The organism is Tessaracoccus rhinocerotis (assembly GCF_007197885.1).
Lineage (GTDB): Bacteria > Actinomycetota > Actinomycetes > Propionibacteriales > Propionibacteriaceae > Arachnia > Arachnia rhinocerotis.
In genome coordinates, this window is the sequence record NZ_VKKG01000002.1 from 197,190 (window position 1) to 214,416 (window position 17,227).

13 protein-coding genes are annotated in these 17,227 nt (G+C 69.2%); 10 read left to right on the plus strand and 3 right to left on the minus strand.

Annotated features, from left to right (window positions below):
* Window positions 1-12 precede the first annotated feature (12 nt).
* A complete protein-coding gene (ptsP, locus tag FOJ82_RS05995) occupies window positions 13-1,689 on the plus strand; it encodes a phosphoenolpyruvate--protein phosphotransferase (protein WP_143937561.1) in 1,677 nt (558 codons plus the stop codon).
* 52 nt (window positions 1,690-1,741) lie between these two features.
* Window positions 1,742-2,008, plus strand: coding sequence for an HPr family phosphocarrier protein (locus tag FOJ82_RS06000; protein ID WP_143937562.1), 267 nt, complete (start codon window positions 1,742-1,744; stop codon window positions 2,006-2,008).
* A gap of 13 nt (window positions 2,009-2,021) precedes the next feature.
* Here the strand turns inward: FOJ82_RS06000 and FOJ82_RS06005 are convergent, their stop codons facing one another.
* Window positions 2,022-3,380 (minus strand): 13E12 repeat family protein, encoded by a 1,359-nt coding sequence (locus tag FOJ82_RS06005; protein ID WP_143937563.1) that lies wholly within the window; start codon window positions 3,378-3,380, stop codon window positions 2,022-2,024.
* Window positions 3,381-3,641: 261 nt separating this feature from the next.
* Here FOJ82_RS06005 and glmU point away from each other — a divergent pair, with 261 nt between their 5' ends.
* The 6 genes from glmU to FOJ82_RS06035 all read left to right on the plus strand — a co-directional run bounded on the left by glmU (window position 3,642) and on the right by FOJ82_RS06035 (window position 11,437).
* Window positions 3,642-5,123: a bifunctional UDP-N-acetylglucosamine diphosphorylase/glucosamine-1-phosphate N-acetyltransferase GlmU gene (gene glmU, locus FOJ82_RS06010; RefSeq protein WP_143937564.1), complete on the plus strand. Its 1,482-nt coding sequence runs from the start codon at window positions 3,642-3,644 to the stop codon at window positions 5,121-5,123.
* Window positions 5,124-5,132: 9 nt separating this feature from the next.
* Window positions 5,133-6,113 (plus strand): ribose-phosphate diphosphokinase, encoded by a 981-nt coding sequence (locus FOJ82_RS06015; RefSeq protein WP_143937565.1) that lies wholly within the window; start codon window positions 5,133-5,135, stop codon window positions 6,111-6,113.
* A 1-nt stretch (window position 6,114) separates the two neighbouring features.
* Window positions 6,115-7,062 (plus strand): L-lactate dehydrogenase, encoded by a 948-nt coding sequence (locus FOJ82_RS06020; protein WP_143937566.1) that lies wholly within the window; start codon window positions 6,115-6,117, stop codon window positions 7,060-7,062.
* A 41-nt stretch (window positions 7,063-7,103) separates the two neighbouring features.
* Window positions 7,104-7,979: an ABC transporter ATP-binding protein gene (locus tag FOJ82_RS06025; RefSeq protein WP_425472482.1), complete on the plus strand. Its 876-nt coding sequence runs from the start codon at window positions 7,104-7,106 to the stop codon at window positions 7,977-7,979.
* A 5-nt stretch (window positions 7,980-7,984) separates the two neighbouring features.
* Window positions 7,985-10,402 (plus strand): ABC transporter permease, encoded by a 2,418-nt coding sequence (locus tag FOJ82_RS06030; RefSeq protein WP_143937568.1) that lies wholly within the window; start codon window positions 7,985-7,987, stop codon window positions 10,400-10,402.
* Between the two features lie 138 nt (window positions 10,403-10,540).
* Complete coding sequence (locus tag FOJ82_RS06035; protein WP_143937569.1) at window positions 10,541-11,437, plus strand: GTP-binding protein LepA; 897 nt, start codon at window positions 10,541-10,543, stop codon at window positions 11,435-11,437.
* Between the two features lie 12 nt (window positions 11,438-11,449).
* Here the strand turns inward: FOJ82_RS06035 and FOJ82_RS06040 are convergent, their stop codons facing one another.
* Together FOJ82_RS06040 and FOJ82_RS06045 are read right to left on the minus strand one after the other, a co-directional pair.
* Window positions 11,450-12,535: a HEAT repeat domain-containing protein gene (locus tag FOJ82_RS06040; RefSeq protein ID WP_143937570.1), complete on the minus strand. Its 1,086-nt coding sequence runs from the start codon at window positions 12,533-12,535 to the stop codon at window positions 11,450-11,452.
* A gap of 56 nt (window positions 12,536-12,591) precedes the next feature.
* Entirely contained in the window at window positions 12,592-15,783 is a 3,192-nt protein-coding gene (locus tag FOJ82_RS06045) for an ABC transporter ATP-binding protein/permease (protein WP_143937571.1), read from the minus strand.
* A 208-nt stretch (window positions 15,784-15,991) separates the two neighbouring features.
* Here FOJ82_RS06045 and FOJ82_RS06050 point away from each other — a divergent pair, with 208 nt between their 5' ends.
* On the plus strand, window positions 15,992-16,621 hold the full coding sequence (locus tag FOJ82_RS06050) for a 50S ribosomal protein L25/general stress protein Ctc (RefSeq protein WP_143937572.1): 630 nt from the start codon (window positions 15,992-15,994) through the stop codon (window positions 16,619-16,621).
* A gap of 5 nt (window positions 16,622-16,626) precedes the next feature.
* A complete protein-coding gene (gene pth / locus FOJ82_RS06055; protein WP_143937573.1) occupies window positions 16,627-17,223 on the plus strand; it encodes an aminoacyl-tRNA hydrolase in 597 nt (198 codons plus the stop codon).
* Window positions 17,224-17,227: the final 4 nt, after the last annotated feature.

Here is a 17,227-nt window from a genome sequence, read left to right on the forward strand (position 1 = left end):
AGGAGGCCATCGATGAACGACTCCCAGCTGACCGGCACCGGCGTGGTGCCCGGGATCGCCCACGCCCCGGCGGCCTGGCTGCGGCAACTCCAGCTGCCACCGATCGACGAGAGCACGCTGGACGAGGGCGACAGGGATGCGGAGAAGGAGCGCCTCATGGCGGCCGTGGCCGTCGTCGCGGACCGCTACGATGCCCGCGCCGCGGCCGCCACCGGCGCCGCGAACGAGGTGCTGACCGCCACGGCGGGACTCGCTCGTGATCGCGGTTGGACCAGGGCGGCCTCCAAGCTGGTGGCCACCGGTACGCGAGCCCCAAAGGCCGTCAGCGAGGCCATCGCCACGTTCGTCGCCCAGTTCGAACAGCTCGGCGGCGTCATGGCCGAGCGGACCACGGACCTCAAGGACATCCGGGACCGCGTGATGGCCGAGCTCCTCGGACTTCCCGAACCGGGCCTGCCGGACCCCGACGGTCAGTTCGTACTGATGGCGGCCGACCTCGCACCCGCCGACACGGCAGGCCTGGATCCTGAGCGGACGGTTGCCCTGGTGACCGAGCTCGGCGGGCCAACCAGTCACACCGCCATCATCGCCCGCCAGCTGGGCATTCCCTGCGTGGTCGCCGTCGCGGGGCTCGACGCCGCGGTGGCCGAGGGCACGTCGGTACTGGTCGACGGCACCACCGGCCAGGTGCGCTGGGGCGTGCCCGAGGAGGAGGCCGCCGAACTCGTCGCGAAGGACGCGGAGCGCAGGGAGGCGATCCGTTCCTGGACCGGTCCTGCCCAGCTCGCCTCGGGTGAGCGCGTGCAACTGCTGGCCAACGTCGCCGACGGCGCGGCCGCACGCAAGGCCGCGCCCACCGCCGCGGAGGGGGTGGGCCTGTTCCGCACGGAGTTGGGCTTCCTCTCGGCGCAGTCCGAGCCGACGGCCGAGGAGCAGGGTGCCCTCTACCGTGAGGTGCTCGACGCGTTCCCCGGCAAGAAGGTGGTCATCCGGACCCTCGACGCCGGCTCCGACAAACCCGTCCCGTTCGTCAAGCACGAGCACGAGGAGAACCCGGCCCTCGGCGTCCGGGGCGTCCGGCTCTCCTTCGCGCGCGACGGTCTGCTCGCGCGCCAACTCGACGGCATCGCCGCGGCCCGTGACTCCCAGGAGGGGGAGAAGTCCGAGGTGTGGGTCATGGCCCCCATGATCGCCACCATCGACGAGGCCCGACGGTTCGCGGAGGAGACCCGGGCGCGGGACCTGAAGGCCGGGATCATGGTGGAGGTGCCCTCCGTTGCTCTCCTCGCCGACGCGTTCCTGCGCGAGGTGGACTTCATGTCCATCGGGACCAACGACCTCACCCAGTACACGATGGCCGCCGACAGGCTCGCGGCCGACCTCGCACACCTGACCAACCCCTGGCAGCCGGCGGTGCTGCACCTGGTGGCCCGAACCGCCGAAGCCGGTGTCGCGGCTGGCAAACCCGTCGGGGTCTGCGGCGAGGCTGCCGCCGATCCGCTGCTGGCCTGCGTGCTGGTCGGGATGGGGATCACTTCGCTGTCAATGGCCGGCGGCGCAATCTCCGCGGTCGGCGCCCAACTCGGACAGGTGAAAAAGGCGCAGTGCGAGGACGCGGCAGTGGCGGCCCTGGCCGCCACCACGGCGGAGACGGCAAGACAGGTTGCGCTCGAAATGGTGACCACCTGAGACCATCCCACCGTCGCGGTCGCGGCGGCCCGGACCGAAAGAGAGAAGAAACATGGCAAGCAGGAACGTGGTCGTCGGCTCCGCCGTCGGCCTGCACGCCCGTCCCGCCGCGCTGATCGCGGCGGCGGCTGCGGAGTACGACGACGACATCACCATCCGACGGGCGGAGTCGGACCCCGGCAAGGGGGTTGATGCCGGCTCGAGCATGATGATCATGACCCTGGGTGCGAAGCAGGGCGCCGAAGTGGTGGTCGAGTCCGACAACGAGGCCGCCGTCAACGAGATCGCCGCCCTCATCGAGCAGGACCTGGACGCCTGAGACAAGTCCAGGATCAGGCGGCGCAGTCCTCGACCACCCGCCGGGTTCCCTCCCGCGGATGGACCTCGTACCGGTAGCCGAGCGGACTGGTCCAAACCAGTACCAGGGACTTCGGTTGCTCCACCTTCCAGATTCCCGCCGTCTTGGCCCGGTGTACTCGTCTGCTGATGGGGGCGAGGTTCCCGACCCGGGTCTGGCCCCGGGTCCGTGGGCGATAGGGCCGGGTGTGGTCCAGGTCCAGCCCGCGGGATGTTCGGTTGGAGTAGAGGAACAACTCGTGCTGGGCGGCAAGGCTGACCGCTTGTTTCATCGAGATCGACGGCACGTACTGGTCCTCGGGTGGAACATCCCCCAGATCGATCACCGGTTGGACCTTCACCTCAACGCCGCGCAACATCTCCGAGAGGCTGTCCAGCGTGAGGTGGCCCGCACCCTCGATCCTCGCGGCGCCCTCCAGGTCTCCGAGGGCGTCCACGTCGAGGTGGACCGCGATGCCCAGCTGTGGGCGCAGCTTGTGGAGCGGGGTGGTGATGGTGCCACACAGGTGTCCGCGGCAACCGTGCTGGTCCGGGCGCCGCAGGCCCGCCGCGGCGTCGGCATCGCTGGGTGCTGTGGCGTCTGCGTCGACGAGCGAGGGCTGCGCAGCCCTCTGGAGCAGCGCCAGCGCGTAGGCCGGGTTCGCGAGTGCTCCGAGTGCCTTGGCCCGGAGAGTCTCCTTGGTGAGCTCGGGCGCCTCTGACTCGAGGATGTCGGCGAGCCGATCCACAGCCGCGTCCAGGTACTTGGCATCGAGCGTCTCGAGCCGTCCCGTCAGGTTCATGGTGCCCTCGTACGGGCCCCAGACGTGCACGCCGAGTTGCTTGCGCTGGCGTCGTTCCTTCGCGGCCGCGCGGGCCGGGTCCGCGTCGATCACCAGCTTCTCGAGCCGGTTGAAGGCGGCGGTCCAGCCGAAGCGGTGCTGCACCCGCAGCCACTTGGCAGTCACCTCCTCAGCCACGTCGGCAGGGAGATCCTGGCATTTGTGTGCCGCGCGGCAGGCGCGGTCGGCCCCGATCTGCAACTCGATCATCGCCCGGTAGAGCGTCGGGTGCCGGTGCCTCAGGTTCACCGCGTCGGCGATCTTTCCCGCCGCGGCGCTGGGCGGGCAGCCCAGCAGTCCGGCGACCTCGAGGCAGAGGTACTCGGACACGCTCGGCGCGCCGTCACCCACGGGTACCTGCTTCTCCGCCAGCACCTCGACGACGTCGTCGAGTCCCAGGTGGTAGTTCGACGCCAACTCGGCCAGCGCCATCACCTTGCGTGCCTCACCCAGCCGGGCGAGCTGGTCCGCCTTGACCAGCTGATCGGCGAGCGTGCGGGCGATGTCCTCCATGCAGAACACGCTATCCGAGGGGTCTGACAGTTACCGACCACCAGTACGATTCCGCCTGGTGGTCCCGGAAGGCTCAGCGACTGCGAGCATGGGAGCGGGACCGGACGACATCGGCCAGGAACTGTCCCGCTACGGGCTGCACTTCGACGGCGGCGACTGAGGCCAGTCGGGTCAAGGCTTGGGGCTGGGGCACCTGGCCTCGGGACTGCTTCCGGCTGGTAGGCTCGCCGAGCATGCTCCTGCAAGAGTCTTGGAGAGTCGATGACAGATCACGCCGATGATTTGAGCCCGGTGTCCGCCGTGGTGGTTCTCGCCGCAGGCGGTGGCACCCGGATGAAGTCCAAGAAGGCCACACTCCTGCACGAGGTGTCCGGCAAGACGATGCTCAGCTACGCCGTCTCGGCTGCGGCAGCGCTGGACCCGGAACGCCTCGTCGTGGTGGTCGGACATCTCCGTGACCAGGTGGCCGAACACCTGGAGACCCTCTCCACCACAGTCAGCACCGCCATCCAGGACCAGCAGCTGGGCACCGGCCACGCCGTCGCCGCCGGGCTCGAGACGCTGGGCGAGCTCACCGGCGAGGTGGTCGTCACCTACGGCGACGTCCCGATGCTGACCGGCACCACCCTTCGCAAGCTCGTGGCCATCCACCGCGCCCACAACAACGGCGTCACACTGCTGACCGCCCACGTGGAGGAGCCCACCGGCTACGGCCGCATCATCCGCGAGGGCGACAAGGTGGTGGGCATCGTCGAGCAGGCCGACGCCACCGAGGAGCAGCGCGCGGTCAAGGAGATCAACTCCGGGATCTACGTGTTCGAGTCCGAGCTGCTGCGCGCCGGTCTCGAGCAGTTGGACACCGACAACGCCACCGGTGAGCACAACCTGACCGACGTCGTCCGCTTCGCCAACGAGCGCGGCGATCGGGTGGGCAGCTTCGTCACCGACGACGTGTGGCAGACCGAGGGCGTCAATGACCGCGTCCAACTGGCCCGCATCAACGCCGAGATGAACCGCCGGATCCTCGACGCGTGGATGCTGGCCGGAGTCACCATCGTGGACCCGAGTTCCACCTGGATCGACGTGGACGTGGACCTCGCGCCCGACGTCGTGCTGATGCCCGGCACCATCCTGCAGGGCGCCACCACCATCGGTGAGGACGCCGTGATCGGACCGGACACCACGCTCATGGACGTGGAGGTCGGCGCCGGCGCGGAGGTGGTGCGCTCCCACGGCTCCTTCGCCATCATCGGCGAGGGCGCCACCGTCGGCCCGTTCAGCTACCTGCGTCCGGGCACCCAGCTCGGCCGCCGCGGCAAGATCGGGGCCTTCGTCGAGACCAAGAACGCGGTCATCGGCGACGGCTCCAAGGTGCCGCACCTCTCCTACGCCGGGGACGCCGTGATCGGGGAGGGCGTCAACATCGGCGCGGGCACGGTCTTCGCCAATTACGACGGCGTCAACAAGTCCACAACCCACGTCGGCGACGCCGCTTTCGTGGGGTCCAACTCGGTGCTGGTAGCCCCGGTGGACATCGCGCCCGGGGGCTTCGTCGCCGCCGGGTCGACGGTCACCGAGGACGTACCGGCCGGAGGGCTCGCAGTCGCCCGCGGCCGCCAGCACCTCGCGGAGGGCTGGGTCGGCAAGCGTCGCCCGGGCTCGAAGGCCGACGAGGCCGCCAAGTCTCACGACGGGAAGATCCATCCCGCCGTTGCAGAATCCCGAGCGAAGCAGAAGGGCTGACCCGCACCCATGACCCACCAAGTCCACCACACCGCGAACAACAAGCACTTGATGTTGTTCTCCGGCCGTGCCTATCCCGAACTCGCCGAGGAAGTGGCGAGCCTCATGGGAGAGGAACTGGTGCCCACCCGGGCGCTCGCCTACGCCAACTCGGAAATCTACGTGCGCTTCGAGGAGTCCGTGCGAGGCTGCGACGCCTTCGTCCTCCAGTCCCACACCGCCCCGGTCAACGAGTGGATCATGGAGCAGCTGATCATGGTCGACGCGCTCAAGCGCGCGTCCGCCAAGCGGATCACCGTGGTGGCCCCGTTCTACCCGTACGCGCGCCAGGACAAGAAGCACCTGGGCCGCGAACCCATCTCGGCCCGCCTCATCGCGGACATGTTCAAGGCCGCCGGGGCCGACCGCATCATGTCCGTCGACCTCCACGCCGCACAGATCCAGGGCTTCTTCGACGGCCCCGTCGACCACCTCTGGGGCCTGCCCGTCCTAAGCGACTACGTCAAGGCCAACTACGACGCCAGCCAGATGTGCGTCGTCTCCCCCGACGCCGGTCGCGTCCGCCACGCCGACATGTGGTCCGACGTCCTCGGCGCACCCCTCGCGATCGTCCACAAGCGCCGCGACCCCAACAAGGCCAACACCGTCGAGGTGCACGAGGTCGTCGGCGACGTCCAGGGCAAGATCTGCCTGCTCGTCGACGACATGATCGACACCGCCGGAACCATCGCCCAGGCCGCGACCGCGCTGCAGGAGCGGGGCGCCTCCAAGGTCATCGTGGCCGCCACGCACCCAGTCCTGTCAGGACCGGCGTCGCAGCGACTGAACGACTCGGGCATCGCCGAGGTGATCGTCACCAACACGCTGCCGATCACCTGCGACCCGATCAACAACCTCACCGTCTTGTCCATCGCACCCCTGATCGCCAAGGCCATCAACGCGGTGTTCAACGACGGCTCCGTCACCTCGCTGTTCGGAGGCCAGGCCTGACATGAGGGTCCGCTCCCCGAAGGTGGCCGTAGTCGGTGCCGGTGCGGTGGGCTCCTCGCTCGCCTACGCGGCGCTGATCAAGGGCGTCGCCCGGCACGTAGTGCTGCACGACATCAACATCGGCAAGGTACGCGCCGAGGCACTGGACATGGCCCACGGCAGCCAGTTCTTCCCGCAGGCCACCGTCGAGGGCTCCGACGACGTCGAGATCACCCGTGACTCCGACGTCGTGGTGGTGACCGCCGGCGCCAAGCAGCGGCCGGGGGAGACCCGAATGGACCTGGCACAGTCCACGGTCAACCTCATGAGGAAGGTGATCCCGCCGCTGGTGGAGCGCTCGCCCAACGCCATCTTCATCCTGGTCACCAACCCCGTCGACGTCACCACCTACGCCGCGCTGAAGATCAGCGGCCTGCCGCCCAACCAGCTGTTCGGCTCCGGCACCGTGCTCGACTCCTCCCGGTTGCGCTTCCTCGTCGCCCAGCGGTGCGGCGTGGCGGTGCGCAACGTGCACGCCTACATCCTCGGCGAGCACGGCGACTCCCAGATCCCGATCTGGAGCAGTGCCACCATCGGCGGCGTCCCGCTGCTGGAGTGGGAGCGGCAGACGGGGATGCTCGGGGAGTCGGTCCGCGACGGGATCGCGGAGGAGGTGGTCAACGCCGCCTACGAGGTGATCGCGGGCAAGGGGGCCACCAACCACGCCATCGGGCTGGCCGGCACAGAGATCATCGAGGCCGTCCTCCGGGACGAGCACCGCGTGATGCCGGTCTCCGCCCTGCTGGACGACTGGTACGGCATCAAGGACGTCTGCATGGCGGTGCCCTCCGTCGTCGACAGGCGGGGTGTGGGCCGCAACCTGCGCCAGCCCCTGCAGGACGGGGAGCTGGGCGCCCTCCACGACTCGGCCCAGATCATCCGGGCCACGCTCACCGAGCTCGGCTTCTAGCGCCGGCTCGGGTCGGGGCCAGGGGCAGGCGACCCGGGGTCGTGTCAGGGGCCCCGGTCAGGGACGGGTCTGTCCCAGGTCTTAGCCCATGGCGGACTGTTGACAGCCGCAGGCCGATCCGTGGTGGAGACATCGTGACTAGGTTCGACGGTGTTCCTCCAGAAAGGCATCCGATGACAGTGACCAGCGCCCCGCCCGCAGCCTGCGGCACCCAGAACCTGACCAAGGTCTACGCCCCCGACAGCGACCGCCCCGTCGTCGCCGTCAACGACGTCTCCGTGGAGATCCGGCCGGGATCCTTCACCGCGATCATGGGTCCGTCCGGCTCGGGCAAGTCCACCCTGATGCACTGCATGGCGGGCCTCGACCGCGCCACCAGCGGCGACGCCTTCATCGGCAGCCACAACCTCTCGACCCTCCCGGAGAAGCAGGTGACCCGCGTCCGCCGCGACAAGGTCGGCTTCGTGTTCCAGTCGTTCAACCTGCTGCCCACGCTGACGGCCGCGCAGAACATCGTCCTGCCGCTGGAGTTGGCGGGCCGCAAGGTGGACCGGCAGCTCTTCCAGTCCATCACCGACTCCCTCGGCCTGGGCGAGCGGCTCTCGCACCGTCCCAGCCAGCTCTCCGGCGGCCAGCAGCAGCGCGTGGCCATCGCGCGAGCGCTGGTGACCCGCCCAGAGGTGGTCTTCGCCGACGAGCCCACCGGCGCCCTCGACTCGCGCACCGGCACCGCACTCCTCGAGTACCTGAGCCGCGCCTCCCGCGAGCAGGACCAGACCATCATCATGGTCACCCACGACCCGAAGGCCGCCGCCTACGCCGACCGGGCGCTCGTCCTGCTCGACGGCAGCATCGTCGACGACGTTGCCGAGCCCACCGCCGAGCGCATGCTGGGCATCCTCGGAAAGCTCGGGTGACGCGGATGCTCAGGGACGCGATCAATGAGATCAGGCTCCACCCGGGCAGATTCGTCGCGACGCTGCTCGCCATCGCGATCAGCGTCGGCTTCATCGCCGCCATCTCCACCGTCGTCAACACCGAGTCAGAGGCCATCGGCCGCTCCAACGCGCTGCCGCTGAGCCGCGCCGACGTGGTCGTGATCGGCCAGTACGACGACGCTGCGGGCACCATCGCCGCCATCGAGGGGGTCGACGGCGTGCGCGCGGCCGCCACGGGCATGACGAACATCGCCATGCTCAGTGCCGGGGACTCCTCGGTGCTGACCAACCTGCTGGAGGTGCCGCGGGAGGAGTTCCGTTGGGCTGAGCTGGCCGAGGGTCGCTGGCCGACGGGGGCGACGGAGGTGGCGCTGTCCACCGACGGTCTCGGCAAGCTGGGGGTCGCGGTCGGCGACACCGTCAACCTCGGCAGCACAGACGGGCCCGAGATCACCGTCGTCGGGAGCACCCACGACGCCAAGTCGCTGTTCTCCACCACCGCCTACGCAGACGTGACAGCGCTGATGGGCGACGGCGGGGCCAACATCTTCGTGGTCCGCACCGTCGACGGCGCCGACACCGCCGCGGTCATCGACGCGATCGACGAGGCACTCCCGGCCGCGCTCGGCGGCGAGACCCCCCAGGTGCTGACCGGGGCGGAGGCGCGGCAGCAGGCGGTCAACTCCATGACTGCCGACGTCGACATCTTCAAGTACCTGCTCTACGCCTTCGCCGCCGTCGCGCTGCTGGTGGGGATGATCATCATCTCGAACACCTTCACCATCCTGCTCACCCAACGCCGCCGCCAGATCGGCCTGCTCCGCGCCGTCGGCGCCTCCACCGGCCAGGTCCGGGGAAGGCTCGTGTGGGAGGCACTCCTGCTGGGCATCATCGGCTCCGTCATCGGCGTCGCCGTCGGACTCGGCGTCGCGGCGATCGCCGGCACCGTCACCGGCTCCATGTTCTGGGGCCTCGTGATCAGGCCGACCGAACTGGCCGTCGCTGCCGCCGTCGGCGTGGCCGCCACCATGGTCTCGGTCATCGGGCCGGCCCTGGCGAGCACCCGCGTCAGGCCCCTCGAGGCGCTCCAGACCGTGCCCACCGCAGCAGAGGCCAAGCGTGCAGGGGCGGTGCGGATCGTGCTTTGCTCGCTGCTGGCGGCAGCCGGCATCGGCCTCGTGGTCATGAGCCGCGTCGAGACGACCTGGTCGCTGGTGTGGGGGATGGGAGCCGGGTTCCTGATCTCCATCGCCGTCCTCGCCGCTGCGCCCCTCTACGTGGCCCCGATCCTGCGCGGACTCGGCCGGGTGTTCGGGTTCGCCGGCCCCACCGTGCGGCTGGCCGCGGAGAACGCCGCCCGCAACCCCAAGCGCGCCGCCGCCACAACCGTGGCCCTGATGCTGGCTGTCGGCCTGGTAGTCACGCTGCAGGTGGGCGTGGCCAGCGTCCGCACCTCCGGCACGGCGCTGATCAACGAGCGGTTCCCCGTCGACATCACGGCCGCGGCCAAGGTCGAGCTCTCCGAGGACTTCATCGACTCGGTGCGCAACACCGACGGCGCCCAGACGGTGGTCACGGTGCAGAGCAAGCCGGCCGAGATCGACTGGCCCGTGCGGGTCCGCAGCACCAATCCGGCCAGGTCGGAGCTCGGAGTGCCGCAGGACAAGGCCGTGGCAGACGACGAGATCCGCATGTACGTGGGAGCCACCGACGAGTCGGAGGTCACCCTGGAGGGGGTCGACGGCCCCATCACGCTCAAGGTCCGCAAGGTCGAGGGCGTCCCGGCCGAGGGCCCCGAGGTCTCACAGGCCACCTTCGAGCGGCTGACCGGCGATGCGATCACGTCGGAGATCTGGGTCAAGCTGACCGACCGGACCTCGGCCACCGCGCTCAACGAGGTCACCAAGGCCATCGAGGCCGGCGGCTACGACATGCTGACCGAGGGCGGTGCCGTCTTCGCAGGCATCCTCGAGCAGGTCCTCGACGTGGTGCTGCTCGTCCTGACCGCGCTGCTCGGCGTCGCCGTCCTGATCGCCCTGGTCGGGGTCTCCAACACCCTCGGCCTGTCGGTGATCGAGCGCCAGCGGGAGTCGGCGCTGCTCCGGGCGCTGGGCATGCAGCGTGCCAGCCTGCGGCTGATGCTGTTGACCGAGGCGCTGCTGCTGGCGGTACTGGGGACGGTCGTCGGCATCATCGCCGGGGTGTTCTTCGGCTGGCTCGGTGTCTCCTCGGCGTTCCTGATGATGGGCGACTCCGTGGACATCGACCTCCACCTGGGCATCGACGTACCGCTGACGCTGCTGCTGATCGCGGTGTGTGTCGCGGCCGCGGCGCTGGCCTCGGTCCTGCCGGGACGTCGCGCGGCCAACGCCACCCCGACGGAGGCGCTCGCCGCCGAATAGTGGAGACACCACGACCGGACACGCCGCACGGAATCGACGATGAGGGGACCCGCACCCCTTGCCCCGATTCGGTGCGGCGTGTCGGGTCCGGGGCGGGGGGGCCTCGCCGCGGAGGAGAACCGTCGATACAGTGGAGACGTGTCATCGCCGCGGATCACTGAAGCCTCCCTGAAGCAGTTCGTCCTGGACCTCGGGGACAAGCACCCGCCCATCACGCTCGGGTCGGCGGACCGCACCATCCACGACCCGGAGGCGGTCAAGGCCCGCTTCGCCGGCGTCATCGACTACCTCGCCCGGGTGGAGCTCGAGGTGGACCGCAACGTCCTGGAGCTGCTGACGATCCTGCCGAACGTGTCCGAGGTGGACAAGATCTTCTACCAGGACGTCTGGTACGACCAGGAGATGGCCCACGGCTACCTGCTCGACCAGCTCCAGGCGGACCTCGGCATGGAGACGGCAGAGCCGTTCATGACCATTCCCATCCGCATGAAGCTACTCGGCGCCCTCGCGCACTGGGAGCCGATCCATGACATCTCCCGGCTGCTGTACTACCTCACCGGTGCCTCCACCGAGCGCCAGGCGGTGCTGGCCTACAGCTCCCTCACGAAGGAATTGACGCGGATGGGGGAGACCGCGATCGCGGAGACCATCATCCAGCCCATCAAGAAGCAGGAGCCGGGACACTTCGCGTTCTACAAGATGAGCGCCGAGAAGATGATCCAGGACGAGGAGCTCAAGCCCTGGCAGATCTACGTCGCCAGACTGCTGCGGTCCAAGAGCTTCACCATGGTGGGCGTCGACTACGTGAAGCAGTACCAGCGCCACTTCGGTGGCGTGATGAAGGCCCTCTCCGTGGACCAGGAGATGGAGGTCTACGCCAAGGAGATCGGCCGGCTCGAGGCCCGGCTGCTGTGGGCCAACGAGAAGGGGATGGAGTTCCCGCCCTACTTCCTCAAGGCGCTGCGCGAGTCCGTGGAGCTCTACGAGGCGCAGGGCAGCTTCGACCGGCCGAACCCGAACAAGTTCGTGATCTGAGCAGGCCCTGCCTCACGCCCGACGGCGATCCCGGCTGAGGCGCCCCGCCACCGTGCGCAACCTCGGGTCCTCGGCGTCCGTCAGGGCGTCGATGGCCGTGACGGAAACGTCGCCGGGCGTCTGGCCCAGCGCCACCAGCGCCTCGTAGCGCACCAGCGAACTGGAGTCGGACAATGCCACCACCAGGGCCGACGCCGCACGCTCGTCCCCGATGAAGCCCAGCGCTTCGGCCGCACGGGCACGGACGGTCGCGTCGTCGTCCTCGATCGCCACGAGCAGGTGTGCGACCGCGTCTCGCCCGACGGCCCCGAGGGCCGAGACCACCGCATCCGGCGACGGTGCCCCGCCCAGCGTCCTCACCAGCGCTTCCGCCGCTTCGCTGCCGCCCAGGGCGCCCAGCGACTGCGCCGCCTTCGCCGCCACCCGCGGGTCCTTGTCCTCCAGCAGTCGTGCCAGCTCGGGCACGGCGGTCGGGTCGCCGAGCTTCCCCAGTACGTGGGCGAACTGGAACCGCACGTCGGGATCCGGGTCGGTGAGCTTGGCCACGACGACCTCGGTCGCGGCGCTTCCGTGGTGAGAGAGCGCCCACGTGAGACCCTCCCGGACCCCGTCGGCCGGGTCGGTGGCGAGGCGCTCGACTAGTTCGACCACCGGGGCCGCCGACGACGCCTCCAACGAGGCGCGGAACCGCACAGCGGCGTCGGGGTGGCGCAGCCGCTCGGAGAGCGCCGCGACCTCCAGCACCTCCTCCCAGCCGGCGTCTGCGGCGCTGCGGAGCCGGGTGAGGCGTCGTAGCAACTCCTGCTCGGCCGCGATGCGCTCCTCCACGGCCTCCATGTGGCGCTCCAGCGCCTCGGCCGCGTCGAAGTCCGGCGAGTCCAGGGCGGCGGCCACCTCGTCGAGGCTGAGCCCGAGGGACTTCAGGTGCTGGATCCGCAGCAGCCGCTCCAGGTCGCCGGCGGAGTAGAGCCGGTAGTCGCCCGGCGAGCGTCCGCTGGGCACCAACAGCCCGCGTTCGTCCCAGTGGTGCAGCGTCCGCACACTGAGTCCCGTGCGCCGTGCCACCTCACCCACACGGAGCCAAACCTCGTCGTCCATGCCGTCACGCTAGCCGTTGGGGGTGGTCAGGTCGACCAGCGGAAGAGGGAGGGCGGCTACTCGCTGCGCAGCGCCTCGACCGGGTCCTTCCGCGAGGCGGCCGACGAGGGGATCAGGCCAGCGAGGAACGTCAGCAGCATGCTGATTCCGACCAGCACGATCGCGGCCTGCCAGGGCAGGACGGCCACGTCGGCGACGTCGAAGTTGGCCAGCACGATGGCGTTGGCGGGCACGGTCAGCGCCAGTGTGATCAGGATGCCGAGCACGCCCGCGACGAAGCCGACGATGAGGGTCTCGGCGTTGAAGACCCGGCCGATGTCGCCCTTGCTGGCGCCGATCGAGCGCAGGATCCCGATCTCCTTTCGGCGCTCCAGCACCGAGATGTAGGTGATGACGCCGATCATGATGGACGAGACCACCAGGGAGATCGCCACGAACGCGATCAGCACGTAGCTGACCATGTTCACGATGTCGGTGACCGAGCTCATCAGGGTGCCGACGAGGTCGGTCCAGGTGATCACCTGCTCCTCGTGCCCGGCGGCGCGGTGCTCGTCGTTGTAGGCGTTGAGGATCTCGGTGATCTGGCCCTTGGACTCGAAGTCGACCGGGTAGATGTCGATCCGGGACGGCTCGTCGATGTCAGCGTGGCCGAGCCGACGAAGGTTGCCGTCGGCGGTGCTGGCCCGCGTCGTGGACATGGACACCAGCAGCTGGGTCAGCTCCTCGGGGTCCATGTTGAAGCTGAACGCCTCGGCGAACGCCTCCTGGTCGATGCTCATCGCCTCCGGCAGGACCGTGGCGAGCTGGCCCATCGCGTCCTCCATGGCGGAGGTGAGCTGGCTCTCGAGCGCGGTGGCGACCTGGCCGCCGATCTCGTCGGTGTAGACGGCCATCACCTGCTGCATGTAGTCGCCGAGCGCGGCCTGCAGCTGCTGTTCGACGGGGGCGAGGTCGACGAGTTCGGCCAGGTCATCCTCGGTGGGCGCCTGCGCTGCGAGCCGTTCCTGGAGGGGGACGAGGATCTCCTGGGCCGGCGGTGAGGCGAGGTAGATCGGCAGGTGGGTGCCGGCGTCGGCGGGGTCGATGCCCATCTGCTCGGCGTAGGTGAGGTAGCCGCCCACCAGCGCGGGCGCGGCCTCCAGCACCGGGTCGAGGTCCACCTGCGGCGTCTCAGGGACGCGGACGACCTCGGACAGGTCCAGCCCCGCGAGGGCCCGGTCCATGTCGAAGGGTGGCAGCAGCGTCGGGTCGACCTCGATCTCGGGCATGGTGATGTCCAGCCCGGAGAGGTCCAGCTGCAGCTTGGACTCGTCGACCGTGAACGCCTGCGCCACGGCTTCCTCGTCGATCGTGATCAGCGAGGCGAGGTCGAAGTCCGCCATCGGGTCACGGGCCTGGTCTGCGGCGAACGTGTTGCCGGTGAAGACGTTGACCGCCGGGTCGGCGAGCTGCTCCCGCACGATCGCACTGCCCGCGGCGCGCTCCGCGATCTCGCGGGTCAGCGCCGGGGTGTAGTAGATGCCGGGGGAGAGCGCGACCGTGGAGGAGTCCTCCTTCGGCGCGACGACGCCGACGACGTCCAGTTCCTCACCGGCCTCGACCAGGGAGAGCATGTGCGCGGCGTCGCCGGACTTGTCGGTCCACACGCCGTAGGTGTCGTCGTGCACGTAGTAGTCGGTGGCGTCGACGACCTTGAAGGACACGTCCATGAGCTCGTCGTAGTCGAACGTCAGCCGCTCGGAGGGGACGCTCACCTCCTCCTCGTTGACCATGTCCTCGACCATCTCGTCCAGCTCGGCCGGGTCCCGCAGGCCCATCGTGTAGAGGACGAAGTCGCTGATGCTGCCGCCGTTGCCGAGCACCACCACCGCCTCGTGCGCGTCGTCGGGCCAGGCGCCGGCCACGACGTCGTACTGCGAGTCCACCAGCGTGAGGTCGCCCATCAGCTGCGTGAACGCGTCGGTGCCGAACGACGACGTCAGCGCGTTCCCGCTGGCCGGGTCGGCGGCCAGTCCCATGGCGGAGAAGGTGGTGTCCGGGTTGAGCTGCCGGACGCCGTCGGAGGTGTCGGTGCTGAAGATCTGCGGCGTGACGTCGTAGGCGTACTCGACGGCGTTGGTGTAGCGGCTGATGCCGCCGCCGTCGTCGTCCAGGAACTCCTTGAGGGAGGCCAGGTCGTTGGTGCCGACGCTGTTGAACATCGTCCCGAGCAGCTTGCGCTCGCGGACCGGCTTGCCGCCGTTGCCCGCGGACCCGTCCGGCTCAGCCTCCGCCTCGTCCCCGCCGGAACCGCCCGCCAGGAACGAGGTCACGTCCAGGCCCTGCGACTGGATGGTCAGGGGGTACATCGAGAGCGTCTCCTCCTCGACGTTCTTGATGTAGGAGTTCACGCCGTTGGCGAGCGCGAGGATGGCTGCGATGCCGATGATCCCGATGCTGCCCGCGAAGGACGTCATCAGGGTGCGTCCCTTCTTGGTCATCAGGTTGTTGAACGAGAGCGCCAGGGCGGTGAGGAACGACATGCTCGTGCGCCTCGGGCGCGCGTGGGGCGCGACCGGTGCGGCGTCCGGGTCGAACGGGTCGCTGTCGGCGACGACGACGCCGTCGCTGAGCTGCACGATCCGGGTGGCGTACTCCTGCGCCAACTCCGGGTTGTGGGTCACCATCACGACGAGGCGGTCCTTGGCGATGGCCGTCAGCAGCGCCATGATCTGAACGCTGGTGGCCGTGTCCAACGCACCGGTGGGTTCGTCCGCGAGCAGGATCTCCGGGTCGTTGACGAGCGCGCGGGCGATCGCCACGCGCTGCATCTGCCCGCCCGAGAGCTGGTTCGGCCGCTTGTGGACGTGCTGCTCGAGGCCTACCTCGGTGAGAGCCGAGACGGCCCGACGGCGGCGTTCCGACGGCGACACACCCGCGAGCGTCAGCGCGAGCTCGACGTTGGACAGCACGCTCTGGTGGGGGATCAGGTTGTAGGACTGGAAGACGAACCCGACGCGGTCGTTGCGGTAGGCGTCCCAGTCCCGGTCCCGGTACTGCTTCGTGGAGACGCCGTCGATGACCAGGTCCCCGGAGTCGTAGTGGTCCAGCCCACCGATGATGTTGAGCATCGTCGTCTTGCCCGAGCCGGAGGTGCCGAGGACGGCGACGAACTCGTTGTCGCGCAGGGAGATGGACACGTCGTCCAACGCCACCTGGGTGAAGTCACCGGTGGTGTAGGACTTCCTGATGTCAGTGAGCTGGAGCAAGCGAGAACTTTCCGGAAATGAGCGCAGGTTCGCTCGATTCAGGGTACCTTCGCCCTCCAAGGCCTCCCGTCGGGGCCCCTTTGGATCAGGGCGCCGACTCCGGTAGGCTGTTGGGGCTGCCTGGCGAGGGACGTACTGAGTCCGTTATCGACTAGCCATCCTTGTCCGGCGTGCGCGAATTTCGCCCAGAGACGTCAGGAGACAAGAAGTGGCCAAGCCCAAGCTCACCCCGCTCACCGCAACCGCCCGTACCGAGTTCGGCAAGGGCGCTGCCCGCCGCATCCGTCGCGCCGGCGACGTGCCCGCCGTCCTCTACGGCCACGGCACCGACCCGCAGCACGTGACCCTGCCCGGCCAGGAGACCTTCCTCGCCCTGCGCCAGGCCAACGTCCTGCTGGAGATCAACTCCGAGGGCGCCAAGCCGATCATGGCCCTGCCCAAGCAGGTCCAGCGCAACGTCATCACCAACTTCGTCGAGCACGTCGACCTCCTGATCGTGCGCGCCGACGAGAAGGTCAGCGTCGAGGTTGCCCTCATCATCACCGGCGAGGCCGAGCGCGGCTCCCTCGTCAACCAGGACCTCCAGAGCCTCACGGTGCTGGCGCCCGCCGTCGCCATCCCCGAGGAGATCGAGGTCTCCATCGAGGGCCTCGTCATCGGCGACCACATCACGGTCGGCGACCTCAAGCTCCCCGCGGGCGTCGAGTCCCAGCAGGAGGGCGACATCCTCGTCGTCAACATCACCCAGCCCACCGTCGCCGACCTCGAGACCGAGGACGAAGAGGGTGCAGAGGGCGAGGGAGCCGAGGAGTCCGCAGAGGGTTCCGAGGAAGCCTGAGGCCTGTGACCTCAACTGGTGCGTACCTCGTGGTCGGGCTCGGGAATCCGGGCCCGACCTACGCGTTCACCCGGCACAACGTCGGGTTCTGGGCGGTCGACGACCTCGCCGACCGCCACGGCACCACCTTCTCCCTGAACAGCAAGCAGCGTGCCGAGGTGGCGCAGGTGACGCTGCCCGCGGCGCCCGGCGTCGACGCCGTCAAGCTCGTCCTCGCCAAGCCCACCACCTTCATGAACAACTCGGGCCAGGCCGTCGGCGCGATCTGCCAGTTCTACAAGATCCCACCGGAGCAGGTGATCGCCGTCCACGACGAGCTCGACCTGGACCCCGGCAGGCTTCGGGTGAAGTTCGGCGGCGGCGACAACGGCCACAACGGCCTCAAGTCAATGCGCTCCCACCTCGGCACCGGTGACTTCCACCGGATCAGGGTGGGAATCGGCCGCCCGCCCGGCCGCCAACCGGCCGCGGACTACGTGCTGAACAAGCTCTCGCCCAAGGCCTCCGACGAGATGCGCGTCGACGCGGCCGTGGCCGGGGACGCCGTCGAGTTCCTGGTGCGCAACGGGCTCACGGCCACCCAGAACCGCTTCAACAGCTGATTTC

Coding starts and splice junctions, on each gene's coding strand:
- FOJ82_RS06020 (WP_143937566.1), top strand. CDS start 6,115: ATGAGGGTCCGCTCCCCGAAGGTGGCCGTAGTCGGTGCCGGTGCGGTG.
- FOJ82_RS06030 (WP_143937568.1), top strand. CDS start 7,985: ATGCTCAGGGACGCGATCAATGAGATCAGGCTCCACCCGGGCAGATTC.
- FOJ82_RS06000 (WP_143937562.1), top strand. CDS start 1,742: ATGGCAAGCAGGAACGTGGTCGTCGGCTCCGCCGTCGGCCTGCACGCC.
- FOJ82_RS06005 (WP_143937563.1), bottom strand. CDS start 3,380: ATGGAGGACATCGCCCGCACGCTCGCCGATCAGCTGGTCAAGGCGGAC.
- FOJ82_RS06040 (WP_143937570.1), bottom strand. CDS start 12,535: ATGGACGACGAGGTTTGGCTCCGTGTGGGTGAGGTGGCACGGCGCACG.
- FOJ82_RS06015 (WP_143937565.1), top strand. CDS start 5,133: ATGACCCACCAAGTCCACCACACCGCGAACAACAAGCACTTGATGTTG.
- ptsP (WP_143937561.1), top strand. CDS start 13: ATGAACGACTCCCAGCTGACCGGCACCGGCGTGGTGCCCGGGATCGCC.
- glmU (WP_143937564.1), top strand. CDS start 3,642: ATGACAGATCACGCCGATGATTTGAGCCCGGTGTCCGCCGTGGTGGTT.